Source organism: Paraburkholderia aspalathi, from assembly GCF_905220735.1.
In the GTDB taxonomy this organism is placed as follows: Bacteria; Pseudomonadota; Gammaproteobacteria; order Burkholderiales; family Burkholderiaceae; genus Paraburkholderia; species Paraburkholderia aspalathi.
The window spans coordinates 79,012-104,295 of record NZ_CAJNBA010000006.1 but is presented as its reverse complement, the minus strand read 5'-3'; the positions used below and the strand labels follow the sequence as shown (position 1 = coordinate 104,295).

14 protein-coding genes, 1 tRNA gene and 2 riboswitches are annotated in these 25,284 nt (G+C 60.8%); of the genes, 6 read left to right on the top strand and 9 right to left on the bottom strand.

The genetic code is table 11. The features are described from left to right. Positions 1-18: 18 nt before the first annotated feature. The 6 genes from KHO30_RS29690 to KHO30_RS29665 form a co-directional block, all read right to left on the bottom strand. Positions 19-1,149 (bottom strand): alginate lyase family protein, encoded by a 1,131-nt coding sequence (locus KHO30_RS29690; protein WP_211703095.1) that lies wholly within the window; start codon positions 1,147-1,149, stop codon positions 19-21. A gap of 118 nt (positions 1,150-1,267) precedes the next feature. Further along, the gene (gene gcvP, locus KHO30_RS29685) at positions 1,268-4,198 is read right to left on the bottom strand and encodes an aminomethyl-transferring glycine dehydrogenase (protein ID WP_211703094.1); all 2,931 of its coding nucleotides are present in this window, start codon (positions 4,196-4,198) and stop codon (positions 1,268-1,270) included. A 94-nt stretch (positions 4,199-4,292) separates the two neighbouring features. Beyond that, on the bottom strand, positions 4,293-4,673 hold the full coding sequence (gcvH, locus tag KHO30_RS29680; RefSeq protein WP_063497688.1) for a glycine cleavage system protein GcvH: 381 nt from the start codon (positions 4,671-4,673) through the stop codon (positions 4,293-4,295). A 63-nt stretch (positions 4,674-4,736) separates the two neighbouring features. Further along, positions 4,737-5,855, bottom strand: a complete 1,119-nt coding sequence (gene gcvT / locus KHO30_RS29675; RefSeq protein WP_211703093.1) for a glycine cleavage system aminomethyltransferase GcvT — start codon at positions 5,853-5,855, stop codon at positions 4,737-4,739. 80 nt (positions 5,856-5,935) lie between these two features. Further along, a riboswitch (glycine riboswitch) is annotated at positions 5,936-6,095 on the bottom strand. A 34-nt stretch (positions 6,096-6,129) separates the two neighbouring features. Then, positions 6,130-6,230, bottom strand: a riboswitch (glycine riboswitch). Positions 6,231-6,371: 141 nt separating this feature from the next. Then, positions 6,372-6,725 (bottom strand): hypothetical protein, encoded by a 354-nt coding sequence (locus KHO30_RS29670; RefSeq protein WP_175054049.1) that lies wholly within the window; start codon positions 6,723-6,725, stop codon positions 6,372-6,374. Between the two features lie 201 nt (positions 6,726-6,926). Next, on the bottom strand, positions 6,927-7,976 hold the full coding sequence (locus tag KHO30_RS29665; RefSeq protein ID WP_211703092.1) for an oxidoreductase: 1,050 nt from the start codon (positions 7,974-7,976) through the stop codon (positions 6,927-6,929). 416 nt (positions 7,977-8,392) lie between these two features. On the opposite strand from KHO30_RS29665, the gene KHO30_RS29660 reads away from it, so the two are divergent. Beyond that, a complete protein-coding gene (locus KHO30_RS29660; protein ID WP_093634471.1) occupies positions 8,393-10,483 on the top strand; it encodes a UvrD-helicase domain-containing protein in 2,091 nt (696 codons plus the stop codon). Positions 10,484-10,585: 102 nt separating this feature from the next. Continuing rightward, a complete protein-coding gene (locus KHO30_RS29655; protein ID WP_211703091.1) occupies positions 10,586-11,164 on the top strand; it encodes a hypothetical protein in 579 nt (192 codons plus the stop codon). 95 nt (positions 11,165-11,259) lie between these two features. On the opposite strand, the gene KHO30_RS29650 is transcribed toward KHO30_RS29655, so the two are convergent. After that, a complete protein-coding gene (locus tag KHO30_RS29650; protein ID WP_211703090.1) occupies positions 11,260-12,159 on the bottom strand; it encodes a c-type cytochrome in 900 nt (299 codons plus the stop codon). 296 nt (positions 12,160-12,455) lie between these two features. Here KHO30_RS29650 and KHO30_RS29645 point away from each other — a divergent pair. Further along, positions 12,456-12,531 (top strand) — tRNA-Arg (locus KHO30_RS29645). Positions 12,532-12,703: 172 nt separating this feature from the next. Next, positions 12,704-13,990, top strand: coding sequence for a tyrosine-type recombinase/integrase (locus KHO30_RS29640; RefSeq protein ID WP_211703089.1), 1,287 nt, complete (start codon positions 12,704-12,706; stop codon positions 13,988-13,990). Between the two features lie 30 nt (positions 13,991-14,020). Here KHO30_RS29640 and KHO30_RS29635 read toward each other — a convergent pair whose 3' ends face one another. Then, on the bottom strand, positions 14,021-14,431 hold the full coding sequence (locus KHO30_RS29635) for a hypothetical protein (protein ID WP_211703088.1): 411 nt from the start codon (positions 14,429-14,431) through the stop codon (positions 14,021-14,023). Positions 14,432-15,340: 909 nt separating this feature from the next. On the opposite strand from KHO30_RS29635, the gene KHO30_RS29630 reads away from it, so the two are divergent. Next, positions 15,341-17,683 carry a YecA family protein gene (locus KHO30_RS29630; RefSeq protein WP_211703087.1) on the top strand — a complete coding sequence of 781 codons (2,343 nt, stop codon included), beginning with the start codon at positions 15,341-15,343 and terminating at the stop codon, positions 17,681-17,683. 187 nt (positions 17,684-17,870) lie between these two features. Beyond that, the gene (locus tag KHO30_RS29625; RefSeq protein ID WP_211703086.1) at positions 17,871-19,013 is read left to right on the top strand and encodes a hypothetical protein; all 1,143 of its coding nucleotides are present in this window, start codon (positions 17,871-17,873) and stop codon (positions 19,011-19,013) included. 334 nt (positions 19,014-19,347) lie between these two features. Here the strand turns inward: KHO30_RS29625 and KHO30_RS29615 are convergent, their stop codons facing one another. Further along, positions 19,348-25,203 carry an ATP-binding protein gene (locus tag KHO30_RS29615; RefSeq protein WP_244864161.1) on the bottom strand — a complete coding sequence of 1,952 codons (5,856 nt, stop codon included), beginning with the start codon at positions 25,201-25,203 and terminating at the stop codon, positions 19,348-19,350. Positions 25,204-25,284 lie beyond the last annotated feature (81 nt).

Sequence of the window (25,284 nt, the reverse complement as noted above, 5' to 3'; positions counted from 1 at the left end):
CTGCTGATAAAAGTTAGTTTAGCGCGCCGGCAGCGGTAAGCACACGGCGAGCCATGCGGGCGGCGTCGGTGCGAGCTGCAGCGCGATCGGCGTATAGCGTCCGTCGAGACGCGCCGCCAGGTGAAACAGTTCCGTCGCGTTTTTCGGATCCCATTGACCCGAATAGCCGGGCAAACCGGCCTCGCGCCGTTTGGCATCGAACGGAACGTTCGAATGCACGAATTCTTCATGCGTTTTGCTGCCGTCCGCGTACGGTGTGAGCCAGTTCAGCGCGGCTTGCAGCGACGCGCCGTTCGCTCCCTTCTCCGGCAACCAGTTGCGGTTGTGGCGGCGCGCAGCGAGCGCGGCGGTCACGAGCGGCTGCAGGTCGTACGTAACATAGTGCAGCGCGTCGCGCTCGCCGAAGTCGAACGTCGAGCCATCCGGCGCAATGTTGTCGCCGATATGCTCGTCGAACAGGCGCTGCGCCGCGTTGATCATCTTGCGGTTATCCAGCGTGAACGCAGCCATCGAGATCAGCTTGATCCGGTGGCTTTGCCAGTTGTTCTTGAACGTACCCGTGAGCGGTCGCGGCTGCGCGTCGATCTGCTCGATGTAGCCGCTCGCGAGCTTCGTCAGGAACGCCATCGATGCATTGCGCGTTTTCACCGGCAACGCGCTTGCGGTCATGTCGTAGGCGAGAATCAGGCCTTCGAAATGGGTTTCGTCGATCGGATTGAAACTGGGTTGATAAGTCGTGACCCATGCATACAGCAAGCGGTCGACCAGTTTCAGATAACGGTCGTCACTGGTCGCGCGCCAGGCGAGCGCGGCGTCGCGCAGCAGATCCAGATCCTTCTCCGCCTCGACGCTTTGATCGTAAATGCCCTCGTGCGGCAGCGTGCCTTCCGTATGCAGTTTCGCCAGCGCATGCGGCGGATCGTTCAAATGTGCCAGTACATTGCTCACCAGCGCCTTGACGCCTGGATCGGCATTCGTGCGTTCGCTGGTTTGCAGCGCGGGAGCCGCGCAAAAATTCATTGCGGCCTGCGCCTGCCGTAGCGGCAGCAGCACCGCTGCGCCAGCCAGCAATAGCGTGCAAGCCTGCTGCCATGTTTGGGTTCGCCTGATTTCGGTCCGGCTTTGCATCAATCGCACCTTTCGCGCCATGCGAAACTCCTCGTTAGGCTGATTCGGTGTGTGATGTTAGCCGTTTGCGGACACAAGCGACAGAACCGCGCAACGCCTGCTTACAACCTTCGAGGCGCTGCGCGGTTTGCGGGCCGGCTTACTCGTAGTCGGCGATCGGCACGCAGGAGCAGAACAGATTGCGGTCGCCGTACACGTTGTCCGCACGGCCGACCGGCGGCCAGTACTTCTTGGCGATCAGCGTGGGCAGCGGATACGCGGCGGTTTCGCGCGCATACGCATGCTTCCAGTCGTTGGCGATGACTACCGCCGCCGTGTGCGGCGCGTGCTTGAGCGGATTGTCTTCGCGGTCCGAGCGGCCGTCTTCCACAGCGCGGATTTCCTCGCGGATCGCGATCATCGCTTCGACGAAGCGGTCGAGTTCTTCCTTCGATTCCGATTCGGTCGGCTCGACCATCAGCGTGCCCGGCACCGGGAAGCTCATGGTCGGTGCGTGGAAGCCATAGTCGGCGAGACGCTTGGCGACGTCGTCGACGGAGATGCCGCTGGTGTCCTTGATGGGACGCAGATCCAGAATGCATTCGTGCGCGACCAGTCCGCCCGGGCCCGAGTACAGCACGGGGTAATGTGGCGCGAGTTTGTTCGCAACGTAGTTCGCGTTGAGGATCGCGGTTTCGGTGGCGGCCGTGAGGTTCTTCGCACCCATCATCGCGATGTACATCCACGAAATCGGCAGGATCGAAGCGGACCCATACGGCGCACCCGACACAGCGCCGATACCGTTCGGCGCACGCTCGTAGCCCGACGAAATCTGATTCGGCAGGAATTGCGCGAGATGCGCGCCGACCGCAACCGGGCCGACACCCGGTCCGCCGCCGCCGTGCGGAATGCAGAAAGTCTTGTGCAGATTCAGGTGCGAGACGTCGCCGCCGAACTGACCCGGCGCGCAGAGGCCGACCATGGCGTTCATGTTGGCGCCGTCCACATAGACCTGGCCGCCGTGCGCATGCACGATCTCGCAGATTTCGCGGACGTTCGCTTCGAACACGCCGTGCGTGGACGGATACGTGATCATGATCGCAGCAAGCTTGTCAGCGTGCTGTTCGGCTTTCTTTTTCAGGTCTTCGATATCGACGTTGCCTTGCGCGTCGCAAGCAACCACGACCACTTGCATGCCGGCCATCTGCGCCGATGCCGGGTTCGTGCCGTGCGCCGACGCGGGAATCAGGCAGACGTTGCGGTGGCCTTCGCCGCGCGATGCGTGGTACGCGTGAATGATCAGCAGACCCGCGTACTCGCCTTGCGAGCCGGCGTTCGGCTGCAGCGACACCGCTGCGTAGCCGGTGGCAGCGACCAGCATCTGTTCGAGCTGATCGATCATTTCGCGGTAGCCGACCGTTTGCTCAGCCGGTGCGAACGGGTGAATCTGACCGAATTCGGGCCACGTGACCGGCAGCATTTCCGAGGTCGCGTTCAGCTTCATCGTGCAGGAGCCGAGCGGGATCATGGAGCGGTCGAGCGCCAGATCCTTGTCGGAGAGGCTGCGCAGGTAACGCAGCATTTCCGTTTCAGAATGATGGCGGTTGAACACGTGGTGCGTGAGGTATGCGCTGGTGCGTTCGAGCGAGGCAGGCACCGTGTTCTCTGCGGGGAGTTCTGCGTCGAGGGTGTCGATCTGCGGGACTTCGTCGACAAATGCCGCTTGCGCGAACGCTGCGAGCAGATCGGCCAGATCGCTGCGCGTGGTGGTTTCGTCGATCGAGATGCCGACGCGCGAGTCGCTCACACGACGCAGATTGATGCGCCGCGCCGTCGCCGCGTCATGCAGCGCCTGGGTGCGTGCGCCGGTTTCGAACGTGAGCGTGTCGAAGAATGTGTCGTTGACGAGCGTGTAACCGAGCTTCTTCGCGCCGGCTGCGAGCAACGCAGCAATGCGGTTCACGCGCAGCGCGATCGTCTTCAGACCGTGCGGGCCATGATAGACAGCGTACATGCTGGCCATGATCGCGAGCAGCGCTTGCGCGGTACACACGTTCGAGGTCGCCTTCTCGCGGCGGATATGTTGTTCGCGCGTTTGCAGCGCGAGACGCAGTGCCGGATTGCCTTGCGCATCGACGGTCACGCCGACCAGACGGCCCGGCATCTGGCGCTTGAATTCATCGCGCACGGCAAGGTAAGCCGCGTGCGGGCCGCCGAAACCAACCGGCACGCCAAAACGCTGCGTGTTGCCGACGGCTACGTCCGCGCCCCATTCGCCCGGCGGCGTCAAAACGGTCAGCGCGAGCAGATCGGCAGCGACCACCACGTGGCCGCCTGCTGCATGGATGGCTTCAGCGAGTGCGCGGTAGTCGCGCACGTCGCCGTTCACGCCCGGGTATTGCAGCAGCACGCCGAACGCATTCGCGTTCGCTGCGTCCGCTGCCGGGCCGACTTTCACTTCGATGCCGACCGGCGTGGCGCGCGTCTTCACCACTTCGATGGTTTGCGGCAGCACGTCGTCGGCGACGTAAAACACGTTCGACTTCGGCTTGCCGACGCGTTGCAGCAGCGTCATCGCTTCAGCGGCGGCGGTGGCTTCGTCGAGCAGCGATGCGTTCGAGATCGCCAGACCGGTCAGGTCGACGATCATTTGCTGGAAGTTCAGCAGCGCTTCCAGACGGCCCTGCGAGATTTCCGGCTGATACGGCGTGTACGCGGTGTACCACGCCGGATTTTCCAGCACGTTACGCAGGATCACCGTCGGCGTGTGTGCGTTGTAATAGCCCTGCCCGATATACGAGCGGAACACCTGGTTCTTGTCCGCCAGCTCACGCAGCGCGGCGAGCGCTTCGGCTTCGCTCTTCGGCTGGGCGAAGGGGCCGAGCGGCAGCGTTTCGGTGCGGCGGATCGTCTTCGGAATGACCGCGTCGATCAGCGCGGCGCGCGATGCGAAGCCGAGGGCTTCGAGCATCGCTTGCTGGTCGGCCGAATCCGGGCCGATGTGCCGTTCAGCGAAGGCGTCATGCACTTCGAGCGCGGCGAGCGAGAGAGGAGTGCGGTTCATCAGACGATCCGGGTGTTCGAGCTTCATGAGGTGTTCCTGGCGGTGCGGGCGTCCGTTCGACTGTCGAATCGGACGCGCCGCGCCTGTCGGGTTTAAACGTAATGGTGCAACTTGCGGTGAATCAGGCGCCGACGGACTTTGCGTACGCGTCTGCGTCGATCAGGCGATCCTGCGATGCGTCCGCAGCCGGCTTGATCTTGAAGAGCCAGTTCTCGTACGGCGCGCTGTTGACGCCATCCGGCGTGTCGGCGACGGCCGGGTTCGCTTCGATGATTTCGCCCGAGACCGGCGCGTAGATATCGGAAGCGGCTTTCACCGACTCGATCACGGCGACGGTGTCGCCGGCGTTGACGGTCTTGCCCAGTTCCTGGACTTCGAAGAAGACGATGTCGCCGAGCGCTTCCTGCGCGTGGTCGGTGATGCCGACCGTCAGCGTGCCGTCTGCTTCGGTGCGGACCCACTCGTGCGATTCGGTGTATTTCAGATCGGCCGGGATGCTCATCGGATGCTCCTATGCGGTGTTATTCGGTATGAACTTAAAAAGATTGACGCACGCGCCGGCTGCTTAAACTGCGAGCACTTTGCCGTTGCGTACGAACGGCAGTTTTACCACGCTTGCGGGTACGTTTTTGTCACGAATCTGGACGTGAACGGTGTCGCCCGGCTGCACGCCTTTCGGCACGCGCGCGAAGGCGATCGATTCCTGCATCGTGGGTGAAAAAGTGCCGCTGGTGATTTCGCCTTCGCCCTGCGGCGTCACGACTTTCTGGTGAGCACGCAGCACGCCTGCCGCCTTGCCGTTTTCCTTCAGCAGGATCAGGCCGACGAACGAGGCCTGCGAGCCGTCGGCCTCAAGCTTGGCCTTGCCGACGAAGTCGCGCGGCGAGGTCAGGTCGACGGTCCAGGCGAGGCCGGCGTCCAGCGGCGAGACGTTGTCGTCCATATCCTGGCCGTACAGGTTCATGCCGGCTTCGAGACGCAGCGTGTCGCGCGCGCCGAGACCCGCGGGGCGCACGCCTTGACGCACTAATGCGTCCCAGAATTCGCAGACGGACGTAGCGGGCAGGACGATTTCGAAGCCGTCTTCGCCGGTGTAGCCGGTGCGGGCAATCATCAATTCGCCAAACGGCGTGTTGTCGACGATGGCGGCGTTAAACGGCTTAAGGAGTTCGGTGGAGGTGCGGCTGGACGGCGCGACTTGCCAGACCTTATCGCGGGCGTTCGGGCCCTGCACGGCGACGATCGCCAGATCGCGGCGCGGCGTGATGGTCAGGCCGTAGCTGCCTTCGGTGTTGAGCTTGGTGAACCAGGCGACGTCTTTCTCTGCGGTGCCGGCGTTGACGACCAGGCGGAAGTGCGTCTCGCTGAAGTAATAGACGATCAGATCGTCGATCACACCGCCATTCGGGTTCAGCAGACAGGAGTAGAGCGCGCGGCCCGGCGTTTGCAGCTTGGCGACGTTATTGGCCAGCGCGTGTTCGAAGAAGGCGCGCACGCGCTCGCCGGTGAAATCGACGACGCACATATGCGAGACGTCGAACATGCCGGCGTCGGTGCGCACGGCGCGGTGTTCGTCGATCTGCGAGCCGTAGTTGACGGGCATGTCCCAGCCGCCGAAATCGACCATGCGAGCGTTGAGCGCACGATGGGTGGCGTTGAGCGGGGTGTGTTTGAGTTCGGTCATGGGGCCTCAGGCGTCTCGCGAAACAAAAAAGGCCATGCGGCGCTACGCCTCGCGGCTGATGCCTGCGAGCGATTGCGTTGCATGACCCCTCTGTCCTCGATACCTGAGAGATTGCGCTGCCGTGCGATGGTGAAGCCGTGATCGCTACGGTGAAACGCGCGCCCCTTCGGTGGGCAGCTTGCCAGAATCTGCTCGATTAAACGATGCAGACGGCTACTGCCGCTCTCCAGAGTGCGAAAAACCGGTGCCTTGATGTTGCCTGGGCGCGGGTTCTTCGACGCAGTCGGTCCTTTTGCCTGAGAGTTTGCGGGTGTGCCCCTTCGGCGGCGCGGCCTGCGATTTTCTGCGGCCAGCACGCTCTCCCGACGCGTGCGGCGAATGTACGCGAGGGCCGGGGGCTTGTCAAATAAAGGCCCGCAAGGGGCATGGGGGTTGGCGCTGCGGCTTCGCGAAAGTCAAAAAAAGCGCGGGACGTGATGCCCGCGCTTCTTTGCTTTGGTGCCTGAACCGGCGCGATTATTCGCCGATGGCGTGTGCCGCGTTGTCCAGTTCCTGGTTCAGCACGCGTTGTTCGTCGCCGGACAGGCCGCCGCCGTGTTGCGCCGCCATGTCGTGAGCTTCCTGACGGATCACATCGAGGCGATGGTGCAACGCGCCGCCTTGCGGGGGCGGGTAGTAGCCTTGGTTGACGCGAGCGTCGATGCGGCGGCTCAGGTTGTCGATCCGGCCGTTGACCTGGTTGAAGCGCTGATCCGCAATTTGTTGCGGGTTAGGACGCGGCGCCGGCGCGGGTTGCTGAGGGGCCACCACGCAGGCGGCGAGGGAACTGAGCAATGCGCATGCTGCTAGTGCGCGGACGATACGGGGCATGGACACTCCGGGAAGTCGTTGTCGTTTTGTGGTGCTACTGGGGTAGCAACGGATTGCCGAGGATTCACGCTGACCGCGGAGACGGGGTTATTTGTAACGTTATGTTCCTTTCGGGTTTGTCAGGCTTTTTGCCATTGGCGGCGGCATGGTTCGCGTGTTGCCGCCAATGGCGCAGAAAGCGGCCCGTAGCGCAGGAAAACGTCAGCGAATGCGTTCAAACGGCAGCCGGACGCCTTCTTCTGAGCTCCGGGCTGCAAGCTCGATGATCGTCATGACGTCGACTGCGTCCTGAGCGCTGACGGGAAATTTCGCGCCGTTCTGAATGGCATCCGCCAAGGCAATATAAAAGCCGACGTAGTCGCCGTTGCGTGTGGGCACCTCCCGCTCGACTTCCTGACCCTCTTCAAGCACACGCAACACACCGGGCGCATTGCCGGCGCCGAACCCGTCATCGCCCGGCCGCAAGCCGGCTTTCAACTGATCTTCCTGCGTATCGAGCCCGTATTTGACGTAGCTCCCTTGCGTGCCGTGAATCGTAAACCTCGGTGCGACGTACGCAGTCAACGCGCTGGCATGCAACACCACCTCGAATTCACCGTATCCCAGCTGAATATGGACGTAGTCCGGTGCACTGGCTTGATCGCGATGCGTCCGAACCGTCGCGGACACGGTCTGCGGTGCGCCGAACAACGCCAGCGCCTGGTCGATCAGGTGCGGTCCAAGATCGAATAGCAGGCCGCCGCCGCGCGAAGCTTCCTCGCGCCAACGCTGCCGAACTTCCGGCCGGAAACGGTCGAAATGCGATTCGTATTGCGTGATGCGCCCCAATTCTCTGCTGGCAAGCAGATCCCGCACGGTCAGAAAATCACCGTCCCAGCGGCGGTTATGAAAGGGGACGAACCGCTTGCTGCGAGCCAGTGCAATGTTGGCAAGCGTGTGGGCGTCGGCGGCGGTGAGCGTGACCGGTTTGTCGACCACCACGTGTTTGCCTGCTTCCAGCGCGCGGCGCGCCAGGTCGAAGTGCGTGTCGTTGGGCGTCGCGATGACGACGCAGTCGATTTCTTCGAGCGCCAGCAGGGCGTCGAGATCGGCCACCACCTTTGCGTGCGGGTAATCGGCCAGCGCGTGCTCGGGCTGGCTCGTCGCGATGGCTGCGATGCTGGCCCGCCCGCAGTGCTCGATCACCGGCGCATGAAAGGTCGCGCCAGCAAAACCGTAACCCATCAATCCAATCTTCAGCGATGCGGACATGCGTGTCTTCCTGCAAAAACGGCGCGCCGCTTTGCCACCGCGGCGGCGGCGCGCAACAGCGTAATTGTGGCATGTCCCGAAGGCGGGCTGTCAGCATCGTCGCAGGCGTTTGTCGGCGGCGTCCGGATGGCAGCTGTGGCCGTGTTCCGGGCAGCCCGGTTGAGCCTCCGTTTTTGTCGTCTGGCGAGCTGCCATTGCGGCCCCCTTTCCTTGCCGTCCGACAGCGCGTCTGTCACGGCATCGGCTTCGGGCATCCGTGTTAACATCGCTCCTCTCGCGCGGAGCGCAGCGAGCCGGAATGCCCCTCACACCGAGTCGAGCGTCCCAGCCGCTAGCCCCGCGCAGCATGCCCCCGGGCCTTCGGTCTCGCGATTCCGCACCCAAGCGCCCTCAACCGCATTACCCATCCACTGACGATGTCCGCAGGCCTGAACCCCGCTCAAAATGAAGCGGTCCGTTATCTTGACGGTCCGTGTCTCGTGCTCGCCGGCGCAGGCAGCGGCAAGACGCGCGTGATCACGCAGAAGATCGCCCACCTGATCGAGGCCAAAGGCTTCGAGCCGCGCCACATCGCCGCCGTCACGTTCACGAACAAGGCCGCGTTGGAAATGCGCGAGCGCGTGGGCAAGCTGCTCGAAGGCAAGACGCTCACCACGCCCGGCAAGGAAGGCCGCAAAGTGCCCGTCAATCAGTTGACGGTCTGCACCTTCCACTCGCTCGGCGTGCAGATTCTGCGGCAGGAAGCGGAACACGTCGGCCTGAAGCCACAGTTCTCGATCATGGATTCGGACGACTGCTTCGGCATGATCCAGGAGCAGGTCGGCTCGACGGACAAGGGCTTCATCCGCAAGATCCAGTCGATCATCTCGCTGTGGAAGAACGGGATGATCATGCCCGAGCAGGCGATCGCGATCGCCGCGAACGAGGACGAACATCAGGCCGCGATCGTCTACCGCAATTACGTGGCGACGCTGCATGCGTATCAGGCGGTCGATTTCGATGACCTGATCCGTCTGCCCGCCGAGCTCTTCGAGAAGAACGAGCAGGTGCGCGATCGCTGGCAGAACAAGCTGCGCTATCTGCTGATCGACGAGTATCAGGACACCAACGCGTGCCAGTACGAACTGGTGAAACTGCTGGCCGGCAAGCGCGCGGCGTTCACGGCGGTCGGCGACGACGATCAGGCGATTTACGGCTGGCGCGGCGCGACGCTCGAAAATCTCGGGCAGCTCAGCAAGGATTTTCCGAAGCTGCATCTGATCAAGCTCGAACAGAACTACCGTTCGACGGTGCGCATTCTGACCGCCGCGAACAACGTGATCGCGAACAACCCGAAGCTGTTCGAAAAGAAGCTGTGGTCCGAACACGGCATGGGCGACACGATCACCGTCACACCTTGCAACGATGAAGAGCACGAGGCCGAGTCCGTGGTGTTCCGCCTGTCCGCGCACAAGTTCGAGCGGCGCGCGAATTTCCGCGACTACGCGATCCTGTACCGCGGTAACTTCCAGGCGCGCATCTTCGAACAGGTGCTGCGTCGTGAGCGGATTCCGTATGTTTTGTCGGGTGGGCAGTCGTTCTTCGACAAAGCCGAGATCAAGGATATCTGCGCGTATCTGCGCCTGATTGCCAACGCGAATGACGACCCGGCGTTCATTCGCGCGATCACCACGCCGCGCCGCGGTGTCGGCAATACGACGCTCGAAGCGCTCGGCTCGTTCGCGGGCCAGGCGAAGGTGTCGCTGTTCGAAGCGGTGTACATGGGCGGCATCGAGGCGCGCCTGTCGCCGCGTCAGATCGAACCGATGCGCGTGTTCTGCGACTTCATGCAGCGCCTCACCGATCGCGCCGAGAAGGATGCCGCCGGCACGCTGCTCGACGAACTGATGGACGCGATTCACTACGAAGCCTATCTGTACGACGCGTTCGACGAACGTCAGGCGCAGTCCAAGTGGCAGAACGTGCTCGAGTTCATGGAATGGTTGAAGCGCAAGGGCACCAAGGCTGAGCCGGAAGGTTCGGAGAAGAGCGAGGCAACCGGCTACGACACCGCCGACGGCTTCGGCGACACCGGTAAGAGCCTGCTTGGCCTGATCCAGACCGTCGCGCTGATGTCGATGCTCGAAGGCCGTGAAGAAGACCCGGATGCGGTACGGCTTTCGACGGTGCATGCGTCGAAGGGGCTGGAGTATCCGCACGTGTTTCTGGTGGGCGTCGAAGAAGGCATCATGCCGCACCGCGGCGGTCCGGACGACGAGCCGATCGACGACGCGCGCATCGAGGAAGAGCGTCGTCTGATGTACGTCGCAATCACGCGGGCGCAGCGCAGCCTGCATCTGAACTGGTGCAAGAAGCGCAAGCGCGCGCGCGAAACCGTGGTGTGCGAGCCGTCGCGCTTCATCCCCGAAATGCTGCTCGACGACGCTCCGCCGCCGACACCCGAAGAAGCGCCGATGTCGCCGAAAGACCGGCTTGCGAGTTTGAAGGCGTTGCTGCAGAAGCCCTGAACGTGGGAGTGGATGCAAGACCCCGGGCGCGGCAGGTGCATCGGCGGTTTTGCGACGTACGCGCGCTACAGTGGCACGGCCCATCAATCGGAGACCGCTCGCATGCCCCCGCCACCGCTCGCGCACTATCGTCGCGCGCTCGAAACCTACATCGACGCGAAAGACAACACGCGTGCTAATCGCATTGCCGAGGCTTTTGCACCGGATGCGGTTCTCACAATTTCGCTTGCTACGTCGAATATCGCGTTTCCGGCGCGCACAGTCGGTACGGATGCGATTGCTAAAACGCTCGTCACCGATTTCGGTGCGCAGTACGCGCAGTGCCGCACCTATTACGTGTGCGATTCGCTTACGGTAGAGAACGGCACGATCGACGCCTTGCCCTGGCTGGTTGTGATGCGCGAACGGGTAACTGGCGCATTGCGCGTCGGCCATGGGGTGTATCGGTGGACTTTCGACGCGACGTCGGCCGTCACGGGGTTTCATATCCACATCGCACGCATGGACGTTGTGGCGGACGTGGACGGCAAATTGCTCGAAGCGTTGCAAGATGGACTGAGCTATCCGTGGCTTGTCCCCGCTGACCTGCACATGCATTTGACGTCGCTGGCTCGTAGCACGCCGGCGTTGGCATTTGTCGAGGCGTTCAGCCGTCCCGCAGTTGCATCGGCAGGCGGCTGACCCGACGGCGCGTAAACGCATTTCGCATAAAAAATCCCCGCCCGTGTCGCCACGGTGCAGGGACTTTTTGTTTTGCGACAGGGGCCGGAAGCGCCTTACTTCGCCGCGCTGACCATGTAGTCGACGGCGGCTTTCACGTCCGCGTCGGACGCAGTCGAGCCACCCTTGGGCGGCATCGCACCCTTGCCGTGCAGTGCGTAGTTGTAGACCGTGTCCATCGGTTCTTTCAGGCGCGGCGCCCATGCATCCTTGTCGCCGAACTTCGGTGCGTTCAGCACGCCGGCCGCGTGACACGCCTGACAAACCTGCTGGTACAGCGCCTTGCCGGCTTGCGAGGCGTCCGCGCTTTGTGCTCCGCCTGCTGCTGGCGCAGCCGCCTGCGGCACGCTTGCCATGGCCGCCATTGCTGCAGCGGCTTGTGCGGCGCCAGCATCCGAAGCACCCGCCGGCGCCGCGGCGGCAGCGCCGGACGCGGCGGCTGCCGCACCCGCTGCCGGCTGTGCCGGTTCAGGGAAGCTCGCGCCGGAATTGTTCGCCATGTAAGCCACCGCGCGGGCGATTTCGAAGTCGCTGTAGTCGTCCGGGCTGGTGCCGCCACGCGCGGGCATCGCGCCCTTGCCAGTCAGCGCCGTGTGCAACAACGTGTCGAAGCCCTGCGCGATGCGCGGCGCCCAGTCGGCGGTATTGGTGAATTTCGGCGCGCCTGCCGCACCCGACGCGTGACACGCGGAGCAAACGGCCTTATAGACCTCTTCGCCGGTCTTGTAGACGCGCGGCGCGTTGGCATCGCGAATGTCGACTTGCGCGAACGGCTTGATGCGCGCGCTGACCTCGGCGTCGGAAAGACTGTCTGTGCCGGCGCCCGTGCGCGTCGAATTATCGACGTAGATCACTAGCAGAACGATGATGACGATCGGTACCGCAAAACTGGCAATGATCGCGGCGATGAGCTGCCCGGGGGTTTTGATTGGGGCTCCGTGTGGTGCTTCGCTCATGCTTGTCTCGTCTCCGTGGGTATGTGAGCGGTACAGCGTGACGGCAACTTCTTGTTCTTTAATCAGGCACGGACGATTATAGACGCAACATTTCGGCGGCGGCGAGGGGCGCGGCGAGGTGTTCAGCAGGCGTTTACCCGCATCGCGGGGTGCGGCCGGCGCCGCCGGGATGGCGGGCAGGAGGCGCGCGATCCCGCCATATAGGCCGCCCGGTGGACGGTTCGGCCGAAACCGGGTATTCTTTCGGTCTCGCTTTGGCGTCGCTCCTGTTCAGGTTGCCGCGCTTTCGTGTTGAAGCGCCCGTAGCTCAATGGATAGAGTACTGCCCTCCGAAGGCAGGGGTTGCTGGTTCGATCCCAGCCGGGCGCACCATCTGGTTTTCCGCTGAACTCCCCTGAAATCCTGAAAGCCCCCGCCAGTAAAGGCGTTGCGGGAAATTTGCGTCCGGGGAAAGCCGAGCATATCCAAGGAAATCCGGCGGTTGCATGTCCCCGGCGGTGTACCCCAAAATGGTTTTTCCTCGATTTTGATTTTGGGGTACACCATGGGACAGCTCACCGATTTGCAGATCAAGAATGCAGAGCATCGCGAGAAGGAATATTTTCTGGCGGATGGTGATGGGCTGTACCTTCGGGTTCGACAGACGCGTAAGGTCTGGTTGTACCGCTACAAGCGCAGTGGAAAAGAGATCAAATTAGGGCTCGGCCGGTACCCCGTTGTTTCGCTTGCCGCGGCTCGTCGAAAGGCCCGTGAGGAAATGGAGCGGCGAGCAGACGGGATCGACCCCAAAGAAGCTCGGCGCGAGAAGCACGAGCGAGCGCAGGCAGATCGGCTCAACACGTTTGAACTGGTGGCTCGGGCATGGCACAAGGCATCAGAAAAGGATCGCCAATGGTCTGCCGGTTATGCTCAGAAAATCATCCGCTACCTGGAACTGCACGTGTTTCCCTGGGTGGGTCAACTTCCTGTGGGGGATATCAAGCCGACCGAAGTTGTGCGTTGTCTGCACCGCATCAAAGAGCGCGGCAATCTTGAAACTGCGATGCGGGTACGCGAGACGATTCAGCACGTGTATCAGTACGCAGTGGATACCGGCGTTCTGGAACCAGTCAGGAATTTTGTCAATGGCCGTACCGGCGGACTCCCCGCAGTACGTAGCCGCCATTACCCAGCTATCACCGATCCGAAGCAGCTTGGACAGCTGCTGCGCGATATCCGAGCCTACAACGGCCATGTGATTACCCGTGCGGCATTGCAGCTTGCTCCATTGCTTTTCCAGCGACCTGGCCAGTTACGTTTCGCTCACTGGGAAGATATCGATCTTGACGGCGAAGTTTGGATCTGTCCGCCGGAAAAAATGAAGATACGGGAATGGAAGAAGCGGGATAGCCGCACGCCAGCGCATTTGGTGCCGCTTCCATCACAGGCCATGGAGATCCTGAGGGACTTGCATCCGCTAACCGGGCCGAAGGGGCCGATTTTTCGCAGTATAGCCAAGCGCTCCGAGGCGACGCGCTACATGAGCGAGAACACGATCAACAGTGCGCTACGTACGTTGGGTTACGACACTAAAGAGCAGATCACCGGTCATGGTTTCCGTGCGACGGCCCGCACGCTGATCCGGGAATATCTCGGATGGGACAGGGAGGTGATCGAGCGTCATCTAGCCCACGCGTCGAGCGAGGAGTTGGGCGACAGTTACGATCGTGCAACGTTTCTTGAACAGCGCCGCGAGATGGTTCAGTGCTGGGCTGATTTTCTTGATGAACTAGCGGCGGGAAATATTCCTAAACCTGTTAGAACGCTGAGCTTGGTGTCCAGGGCCGCATGAGGCGAGGCGAATTTTTACCATCTGGCTTTTCTATAGGTTCTCAACGTCAGGCGTTATCTCGAACGAGAATGAATCCCGGATCACCATAGAGCCCGCGTGATTGTCGATTGGCAACTGAGTTTTTTTGGGGCGGGCTGTTCGGCGCGGTCGCTTGTCGGAGGCGCCAGAGCTTTTACGTTGTACTTGTCTCATTTCGTCCGTGCGACGCATCGCATATCGCAAGGAATTGAGGCTGACGTCGATACCTTCTTTCGCAGCTTGCTCGATCAATTCGCTCAGCGTGTATCCCTTTTCACGCGCCATCTGCATCTGTGTCTGAATGGCGCTCACCCCATCTGTTACCTTGAGGGGTTGTACTTCCTTTGGTTTTTCTGGAAGCGCATCCAGTCTGCGCCCAAGCGCTTCCCATTGCCCTCGTGGGTAACTTCTGATGACATGCATGATTTGCTCCGACGCACGACCTTATTTGCATCTTGAACAGGTGTTAACACGTCGTCAACACCCGCTGCTGGCGATTCTTGGCATAGGCGGAATACATCGGAATTCAGAGGAACATGACGGAACGAAAAATATTTTTCTGCTGCTATCCGGCGTCTCGTCCGCGCACATGGAAGTACACGCGTGCGCCGCTCAAGCACACAGACATCAACAGTTCTGAACACTGTGCGCTCATCGATTTACGTCGGAAGACAACCGCGACTCATTTGAAGTCACCGACGGACGAACGCGGCGTGCCACCGTCTTGCTTCACCATCGCCATGCCACCTCAACGCGCGCTCACCCGACTTGTACGGATGTTCGCTGTTATGCGATGGCAGATCGAATGTTTACTTGTACTAGGTGGCACGTCGAACACATTGGAGATCAACCGCTTGTCAACGGGTTTTCTCCATGCATCACACTTGGAGCGCGTAGCCGTCGCAGGCCATGCGCAACACTGCCCGCCTCGTTGCACCAAAACCTTGAACACTCAACGCACGGCCGTTACGCGGAAGCGCATTGCTGTTGCATATGGCTTGTACATCGAGCACACCAAAGTCACACTCGGCACCAAAAACAACATGAAAATTTAGTATGGCAGGATAGGCTTGCGCCGGTTTTGGGCGCCATATGTGCTTAGGCGTGACGAGGGAAACGGCTTAGTTGGATTGCTAATATGCCAGTCGAGTTTTCCGAGATCGGCCAAGATACGGCAATTGCCAGTTCTGGTGCACCGTCTTTAAGGCAGCAGCTCCGTAGCCACCAGCGGTCACGGCAATATGCGGCGACAGTCCTGCGTCGCGCACTTCGCGACGCTCGTATTGACTCTTCATGGTTCAAGGCTTCGGCCAATACTAGGCATAAGCAGTTATGGACGAAAAAAACCGAAAGAAGCCGAAAGAAGCCGTTGCTTCCCTGTTGAAGGACATGGAAGACACTGCAGCTCGCATGCGAGAATTGATTATCTCCATGCCTCCGCATGATCTGCTCGGCTACATCTACGCCCAGCATGTGATCAAAGCGATGGCAGATCAAAACATTACCCAAGAGCCAGACGAAGCGGACGGTCCGGAGGATCTGATCAACGAAAATCAGTTCCTGTTGGAGTATGTGCACGCGGTTCTCGCGTCAGATGTCGTCCCTGCGGACATGAAATTCGACGAAGCCCAGTGCACGGAGTTGTATGAACTTGGCCGCAAACTGAGAGAGCAGGCGTTGTTTTTTGCCATGGCCTCGTCCGCCGATACCAAAGACGGTGTCTTCGGCCCGGGCACTGCCGATATTGAATTCCAGGCGAAAATCACCTGGGTCGTACTGCGAGGAAACCGCTACCAAGTCTTGGAAGGCGAGTTTTACCGCTACGTTCTGGCGCCTCACAATAATGTCCTGAAAGAAGTGTACGGCGTCGATGCTGCCACTATCGCGGAAGGTTTTCAGGCCATGGCCAACGCTACACGTTCTGGGCGTGCCGACGCTATCGCGGTGATGATGAATCAGATTGAGGCGGCACAGGCCTTCGCTGAGGCACAGGACAAACCGCTGAAAGACGTCATGGATGCGTGGGCAGCGACCAATGCGGAACAATCGAGAGCCGCCGGGTGGGCGATAGATGACATCGTTCGGGGCGGTATCGCCAACGTGAGCCGTCACACGAAGCTGCCGCCTATGTTGTTGGCTGACCTGGCGTATCGGCGCGGAGAAGAGACAGAGTTCTTCGCAGCCGGCGATTTTGCTGGGACACCCTACCGGACGCTGCCTGCCCGGAAGAAACCACTAATCCAGCTTGGATCGGACTACTACGCCGTCGATCCGTGCTTTGCGCGCGATGCGGGGTATCGTGCGCTTCTCTACAATCTCCTTCAGCGTAAACCGGACTACAAGAAGACCTTTGAAGCTTGGCAGAAGACGATGAGCGAAGCTGCGTTCGTGGACATTTTGGCCGCCCAGCTTCCCGGTGCCACGGTTTTCCAAGAGGTCTACTACAAAGATCCGGCCAGCAAGCAGTGGTCCGAAAACGACACCCTCATCCTGATCGATGACGTGCTGTTCCTAATTGAAGCCAAGGCCGGCGCGGCTGCCACCATCGCATCGCCAGCGCTTGATTTCGGCCGCCATGCTCAATCCGTACAGGATTTGGTACTCAAGGCCTACAAGCAATGTGAGCGCTTCTTCAATTATCTGAATTCGGCGGACGAAGTACCCCTCTATCACTTGGCGGATGGTAAATACGAAGAGTGCGGCCGAGTCCGCCGCGCTGACTACCGCGTGATGGTACCGATCGGGCTGACGGTCGAGTCGTTCTCACCTTTTTCCACGTACTGTAAGGAGCTACCACAGGTTGAGCCGTTGCTTGGACGGCATGCCTTCATCTCTCTTTCCATTGATGACCTGTTTGTCCTCAAGCGCTTCCTGCCCACACCGGGCGAGTTCGCCCACTACATGGAAGTGCGGCAGGCCGTGGCGGGGATGCGTCGCGCTCATTTATTTGACGAGTTCGACCACTTGGGCGCGTATCTGAAGAAGAACCGCTTCGATCAGGACATTGCCGACCAACTGAAGGATGGCAAGATGAACATGGTCATCTGGAACGGCATGAGCGACATCGTCGACAAGAGTTTCGAGGGTGAGGACTGGGAAAGCCGGCCGTTCCCGACGCAGGACTTCCCGAAGGAGGTACTGATGCTGCTCGGAGCGCTTGACGCCACCCGAGCACGCGGATGGCTTTCAGCGGAGAGTCATATCCGAGACTTGGGGGAGGAAGGTCGGAGTAACTTGGCTAAGATGCTGTGCGACCTTCGCCAAACCCTGAACCAGCACCCCGCTCGTTACTTTGTTCTGTGCGGGGACGGCGGGCCGCTCTTCGTCTGGCTTCAACAACACAACCACCATGTTGATTGGGGCAAAGTGAATGACAAGGCCAGTGCCGCCGCCTTGGCCGTCAAGGCTTCTAATGTCGTTGGAGTCGTGGCAGAGGCTAGTGCCGACGGAACCTACCATCGGGCGCAGTCTTTCGTGGTCCACATACCGACTGAGCGAACGGAAGAAAACACCCATATTTACGAAGACGCTACGCGAATGGCTCAACCCAAGCGGACAGTGAATCTCAACCAGCCGAAAAATGTCGCACCTCCTGCGAAGACCAAAAAGCTGGGGCGGAATGATCTGTGTCCGTGTGGCAGTGGCGTAAAGTACAAAAAATGCCATGGCCGTTAAGAGTGCGCCGGAGCTGTTGAGCGAGATCAATTCGAGGTTTCTTAGTTGAGCGGCCTTTGAGCGTCTGTTTTCGATGGTCTATTTGATCTTCGAAATTCGGAGGGGCGAATGGCGGGTTTGGGTCGAACTCGGTAGAACGTATCGGGCCGAGATTCAAAGAAATGCGCTCACACTGATGGTCCTTACGATGATCAACCGACCTCACCTTGTTGTTCTTGACACATCGCATCTGACAGGGCTGGTGACCGACTGGGTTTCGGCCAACTGTGACCGGCGACGTGCCGCGGAGACATTCGTTCCAGACCTTGTTGAACGAGGATGGCTGCCGCTGCTCTGCTGGCACCAGTTGGAGGAACTGCTGCAGCACCAGGACGACCAACTGGTTGATACACGGCTTCGTTATCTCAGGAGTTGGCCGTTGATGGCCTGGATCCGACCATCGGATCTGGGCGCTGGCCCTGGATCAGTTCTCGACGTGCTGAAGGCTGAGGTTGTAGCAGCCTATGAACATCCTGACGCCGACGTATTCCGGGTTCGCGAACTTGCGCGTGACGGCTTGTTTTCGTTTGGGCCGGGCATCGAGGCAATTCCCGATGAGTTCTTGGACTGGCGAGTTCTTCGCGCGGCATTGGCCGAACGCCAAGAGAACGCGCGCAGGACCGCCGCTATCTCCCGATGGCGTGCAGTGGACATCGACCACACGCGTATCGCTGACTGGCTGGACAAGCCGCTGCGAGCAGGCGAGGAAGCGGTTCAGGTGCTGGGACATCTTCGAGACAAACTGGCCGTCGAGATTGCGACGCGTGGGGACAAACGCATTGTAGACCCCGGCGGGATAGCAGATGCGTTCTTCTCAATGATTGTTCACGATGGCCATGCAGTCGCTGCGGGAACTGGCGATCTTCCGCCAGCCATCCAGTTCTTGGTGAATGCGGGCCTCGAACTTGATGACATCAACCCGGCAGCCACCTTCGGGAAGACGATGGACCTTCTGATCTTCCAAAAGCGTCTCCGGATTATTTGCGAGGCCAACGGATTGCCTTGGCAAAAACTCAAGAGGACGGTGACACAGGACCGCCTTCCAGCCATGGTGATTCAGGAGGGCATGCGGATCCATGCTCACGACCAGCCGGAACGTAAAGGCAGTGACCTGAACGATATCTCTCTGCTGTGTCTTGCTCCCTATGCTGATAGTACCTATGTGGACAAGCGCACGCTGGAGGGTGTTCGTCGGGCAAGAGGAACGATTGGCATTTTCGATCGATTAATCGGACATGTCGGTAAAGCCAGAAACTATGGTGAGATTTTTGCTGCGCTCACTACGCCGTAGCACGCGCATTCTGGACTCGCACAGCATGCAGTGGCTATTAACGCGGCCAAATATCTCCAGCTTGATTTCTGATGTTTGAGCGAAGCAGGCGAATGGTCGGAATGGGGGCGACTGCGCTTCGCGGCATCGCGACCGACCGTGTGCGGCCGGAAGCGGTTATCGGCATAGCTCGGTCGATGGTCCACTTCAGGCTGGGGACCCTTCGGTTGTTGCCGCAAAACGACCGCTGACAACAAAAGCAGTCACCGGCCCAAACTTCAGGGCCGGTAGGACCGGCTAGATTGGTGGTCGCTTAGGTGCGTTGGCCGCTACCAACTTTTCGTTGGCGAGCAACCTACACGTACGTGACACCCATAGCCAGTGTTTGGCTAAACTCGTCAAAGGTGTTGCTTCGGTGCAGCGTTCGCACCTGCCAGAGATAGAACGAGCGCACCGGCCCACCCTTCGAAACTGGCCCTTCACGGTAGCCCGTGCCTCGCGAAATGAGCGCCGTACCGCAGTTCCCGCCGAACTGCATCGGACGCGCAGCTCCCCAGCCCGCATTCCAGTAACAAAGGTCCGCGACGACCTGCTCGTCCACCTTGATCTCCAGTTGCCCACCATGGGGGCTGACTTCGGCCTCGTCGGAGCCGGGCAGCGTTGGAAGAAAGAGCCGACCCGGATACAGGTCGTGCTGAAGGTAGCCCAGGCGGTCCCAACCGAGCGGTGCGGCAAGCGGCCAGGCCTTGCACTCACCCAGCATTATTCGGTCAAGACGGGGAAGAACCAGGAGCGTCGTCGTACTCAGTGGTTCTGGAGCTGCACTGGGAAGCGTCCGGTCGCGGGTCCAGACGGCCTCCAGATGCGCAGCCAAGTCCGTGTCGACGATCTTGCTGCCTTCCGCTTGCGACCATCGAACAATCAAAACTTCCACACACCGATCCATCGACATCACGATTGGCGAGCTGAACGCTATCAGTTCGTCACCCGGCCGCGCTGCTTGTACGCGGCCAATCAAGGCTACCAAGGATGCTTCAATCGCCTCGGTATCGCCATCGAAGTCGGTGTTCTCCGGAAACCAAGTCGGGCGTCGAGGTCTGAGGAAGGCCAAGGTCGGATGGACGGGCAACGCCAAAAGTGCTTTTGCGTCCGCCAGATCCGGGGGCATCGCCCAGAACTCCTCGGCAACCGCCAGCGTGCGAAGGTAAGAGGAGATGGCGCGAAGGGCAGTTCGCGAGGAGAGGTGACCGACAAAACCATCACCCAGTGGTCGCGTGAAGTGCCAGGGGTCTCCTTGGAACGGCGCGTCTGGATAAGCGGCTCTATTCGCCGCCCACTCAAAGGCCATCTGCCGGACGAACGGCCACCCAGTATGGTCCCCGAGCCGGCTCAGAGACGTACGGAATATCCTGGGCAAATCGGAGCCTTGCACGCCGTCGAAGTCCTGAGGGATCTCGAACTCTTCGGGCACCACTACTAGGCCTTCGTCGTCGGCTTCCGCTAATAGTCCGAGGCTGTCCGTCAGCAAGTTCGAGAGGATAGATGACCTCGGGATGCTCTCAGCCAACTGGGCGACGGGGGTGTAGCCGTACGCGTGTGCCGCCATCCAGAAGATACACAGGACCTCGACCACTTCAGCCTCGAGTTTGCGCGAGCTGAGTAGTTCGAGCAGCGCGGCCTCGGTCTCGGTCCTCGAAGCTTGTTTGCCCAGCCGAGCCGCCAGCTCCTGCATGGTCCACCACCTTGCGGACGTCGAGGGCCATCCAAGTCGGGCAACGAGGATGCGAAGTTCGTCCATCAAGCCGCCGACGCCGTAGACCAGCTCCGACGCCCAGCGCGGTCGCGCCAGCGGCAGGGTGCGGGTGTCCTCAATGACGCAGTTGACCATCGTCTCTGCGAACTTCACGGCCTTCGCGATCTGCCCCTGTCGTGCATAGAAGTAGACCATCAGTTCCGTGGGTGCCACTCGCGGCGGTACAGGATTTCCGAACATGCCATAGGTCGTCGCAGTCACAAATTCGTCGCAGCGTCGCGGGTAGTGTTTGGCGATCAAGTCGAGCCTGCTGCGAGTATTCTCTTCATTCTCCGTAAATCCGATCCAGGCACCGTTGTTGATATGTGCACGGACAAGGTACTTCCATGCCGCGTTCACCCCGCTCAGCTTGCGCCTCGTCTCAAAGGCAAGGTCAGACAGGACCAGGACGCCCTTGCGTCGACCCTCTTCCGATAGAAGCAAGCCGTCGAGCGTCGCTAGCAGTCGCTTTCCCTGCCCGGCCTCGTCCCAGTGCTTATACCAGGCGCGAAGGAGCCTGATTCGCTCGTTGTAGCTGGTCGACAAGCTGACGAGCAGGGCGCCTAGTTGTTCCGGCGCGAAGGTTGTAACGTCGCCCGTGTAAGGTTTGCTCTCGCTATCGCTGCCGGGATGCTCCAATCGCTCCAGTAGGCCGATGTCCCAACCGACGTGCTCCCGAAGGACACGAAGCCGCTCCGCAGCGCTTGAACTGCCTTCTTGTGCGAGTCGCTTCAACACTTCATAGATTTCAGGATGCAGACCGGTTTGCATCAATGCGTCCAAGGGCCAACCATCTCTAACGCCTTGCTCCACGTATGCCCGCAGACTGTCTTCTGCTTGCGCCCAGTCGCCCGCGTACGTGTGCTCCTCGTACTTGACCACTAGCGCTAATGGCATCAACTTCGCAAGCAACCGATCAGCGGCCGCCAGAACATGTCTGGTGCCCTTCCCGTCGGTGTAGTCCAGGACGTGGTGGACCTGCGGCGCAATCAGACCGATTAACCGGCGAGCGTCGTCCGGTGCGATATCGACCAGGTAGCCGATGGCGTCGACCGTGTTGTTCAGCGTGGGGTCCTTGCGATGCGCATAGCCGGTCGTCAGCTCCCACGTCTGCTTGCATAGCTCGCGAGCGCCGGTGCTCAACCCATGGGCTAACGCAATGGCACAGAGCTGAAGAGGCGTCTGAAGGTGTACGCTAGTCTCCTGGCGAATCTCTGCATCAAGCAGGACACGCTGGGACTGAACGAACGCCGCCGCCGCTTCGTCGCTCATCTTCGTCAGCAACCCGGCCGCGTACTGAGTGCGGAAGGACTCGCTGTCAAACCAGGCGCACTGTCTGGCCGCCGTCATGGTTTCTTCGGTCAGAGCCACCGCGTCGAAGTGGTCCAACAGGATGCTGCCCAGCCGGATGTCGCAGGCAATGCGATGCAGCGCGCTCCGGAAGTCCTCGGCTGCAGAGCTCTCGTCATGGCTTTGCCTGAAACGCCTGAACTCCACCGTCTTAAGCAACTCGAACAGTTCATGGAAGTCCACAAACTCCCCGTGCCACCAGCGATGCGCAACCTGCGCCCCGACCGCAGAGAGCGCGTCTAGGAATTGGGTGATGTTCCTCCTGCGTTCGTAGACGGGAGCCCGCGAGAACTCGAAAGCGATCTGCCCTTCCGCAGCCATGCACAGACTCAGATGAACGGCGCTGAAGAACCAGCGGTGCGCAAGTGTTGCCAGATCCTCCTTACGTTCGTAGTAGTCGCCTTTGAGCCACTCAATGGGGATAGGCTCGTTCAACGGCTTAGAGACCCGCGTACGCGCCGCCTCCACAGCAGCGACGAAGGGCGTCCGGGCAAGCTCGCTGAAATCATCGCGCTCGGCGATGCTCACTGCAGCGGTCGCTGCCGCGCGAACGCACGCATCGCTGAGGACGTTCTTACTCTCACCGGGGGCAAGCAACGCAGCGGCCGCCATCAGGTCATCCAAATTGCCTTCCTCAACCAGCATCTGGACTCGCGGCAGCCACACGACCGGCCCGTTGTCGGAAACCAGCTTGACCAGCGCTCTCGGGGTCGCACCGATGGCACCAAGCCGCGCAAATGCGTCGACCAAAAACTTGAACTCACCAGAGCCGGCGTTCGACGAGTACCTGCTGGAGAAACGGCTCAGGCCTCTGAACCGACGAAGCGCCTCTTCACCGCACGTTTCGGCCAGAACCGTGTCGCCTCGAGCACGCAAGGCCAGTCCGAGCGCGGCAACCCGCAGGATGTCCGCCTCATGCCTGGAGGCCACGGCCTCACGCACGACGCCGTCCTCTGCAGTCAGCGCCAACGTGAACGAGATTAGCCTGGCCATGTCGTCGTTCTGCATTTGGAACTGGCTGCCGCCGACCATCCGTGCCTTGAGGTGCTCCAGTCGATAGGCTTGAGCGAACTCGTTGGTATCCAGCGCCGCGACCAGAGCATCGGACAGCAGTGTGTCAAAAAGCGACTCTGGATATCCTTCCTCGAGGCGGAGCATGATCCAGTCCCGCGTGAGGCCGGCGATGAGGTTCTTGGCGTCACCCAGCCTCGCCTGAACCGTCCAGAGCCAGTTCACGCGCAGCGAGGTCGGTGCGGTACTCTCCAACCAGCTTGCCACTGCAGGCATCAGCTCGTTGATACGGTCGGCGTAGTCTGGGGTTGCTCGCACGAAGACGGCCAAACTCTCGTGGAAAACCTTCAGGCCGGCCGCCGAAGAGTGAAGCAGATGCTCCACTTTCGCGACGTCAGGCTCCACCGCGCCGACTTTCGCGGCGATCTCTCCGAATGCTGCTCTAGGCCAGAAGAACGAGAAGGCACAGACGAGCCGCAGCGTATCCTTGAGGCTTGGAGGAAGGCTTTCCCATAGCGATGCGTAATAGAACTTTGCGTCTTTGCTCAAGTCTCCCTTCAGATGCTCGACATCCCACTTCGACAGGCTGCGACCGGCGTGCTCGAGTTCAGCGGTGGCATAGATGACGTGCAGAGGATGGCCGTTGGTCTTCGTGCGGAGCGCGGTTGCAGCCTCCTGCAGCTGCCTTGCCGCCTCATCCTCGCCCTCGAAGCCAGTGGTAAGCCTTCCCTCCTGAACGGCCCTGCGGAGGTAAGACAGGACTGCGTTCTCCGACATCGCCGGCAGCGTGCGCCACTCGGCCTTTGGCACGATGGCAAGCAGGTCCGTGGGCAACTGGGCGTCGTCCACAGGTTGAGTGCCGACGAGCAGCACCATGTTGTCCGGGCATGGGATTACTTGGGAGAACACGTCGTCTAGTGGCCGCTTGTCCGTAGCGTTGATGCGCCAGACGTGGTCCAGTCCGTCCAGGACGAGTACGAACGGCTTGCCCAGCGCCTTGTAGTGGGAAGCGCATGCTTCGAGGAGCGTGCGCAGGCTTCCAGAGGGTGCTACGACATCGGGATGAAACCGATTGACCTGCGCCTCGATGGACTGCTCGACCACGTAGCTGTTGACCCGATCACGCCCCCGCTCCGTCGTCGAGAGGAAGTAGTGATGGCGGACCGTGGGAATGCCTCGCTCGGCGAGCGTGTCGCACAGCGCGCTCAGGTAGGTGCTCTTTCCACGGCCAGGCGGCCCTGTGAGCACGATCGCCCGCCCAGTGGCGGCGATGGCGTCCCGGACGAATTCCCGATGGAATGTCTCGTCGGGTACCTCGTAGCCTAGCGGGACAACGAAGTCCTCGGGCAATGGCGCCGGCGGCGTTGACCGCAGAATGGTGCGGACCTGTTCCAAGGCGATCCAACCGTCCGGGGGCGGGAAGTTCTTCCGCGTCGCCCAGTTCAACGCTGCGTTCTTGAGGGTGGCAATGCCCTCAAGAGTGCCGTGCTTGCGAAGTCGCGCATCGACCTCTTGCTCCAGTGTTTCAAATCCCTTATCGCTGTGAAGAATGTGCAATTGGCTGAAAAATGCCTCACAGTCTTGCTCGCCCCCAAGTTCAGCGATGACCTCAGAACGCTTAGGCTCGGGGATCTTGGCGAAGGAGATCTTGCCGCCGTCCAGACAGACTTCGATATCGGCGTCCGGCCGGCGGTTGGTCGTCAAGGTGAACTCGCCAATCCGGGCCGGATCTAGCGCCTTGAAGGCGTCGAACCACTTGCGCAGCATCGACCGAGCTCGCGCCGTCTTGCCCGTCTTCTCGAGCATCCAATCCCAGCAGAGCGGATACGCGTCTGGGGCCGGCGTGAACTTGACCTGTTGAAGGTCGAGCAGCCCGTCTGCACGCTCGGCGACGATGTCGTCTAGCCCAGTCGGCGCAACGGCCTCGTCGTCGCACTCAAATTTCACTCGGGTGTAGCGAGACGGCGCGTCAAGCCAGTCGCACAGAACCCTGAGGCCTTGCCGGTTTTGGTAGATGTAGCCAGCAGCAGTGATCGCGGTGTTCTTGATTTCAGACATGAACGGGCTCGCCTTCAGGCCGCCATGATACCGGCCATTGAGCAAGAGGCGCCGAGTGGCTAGCGAATGACCGGGAGGCGA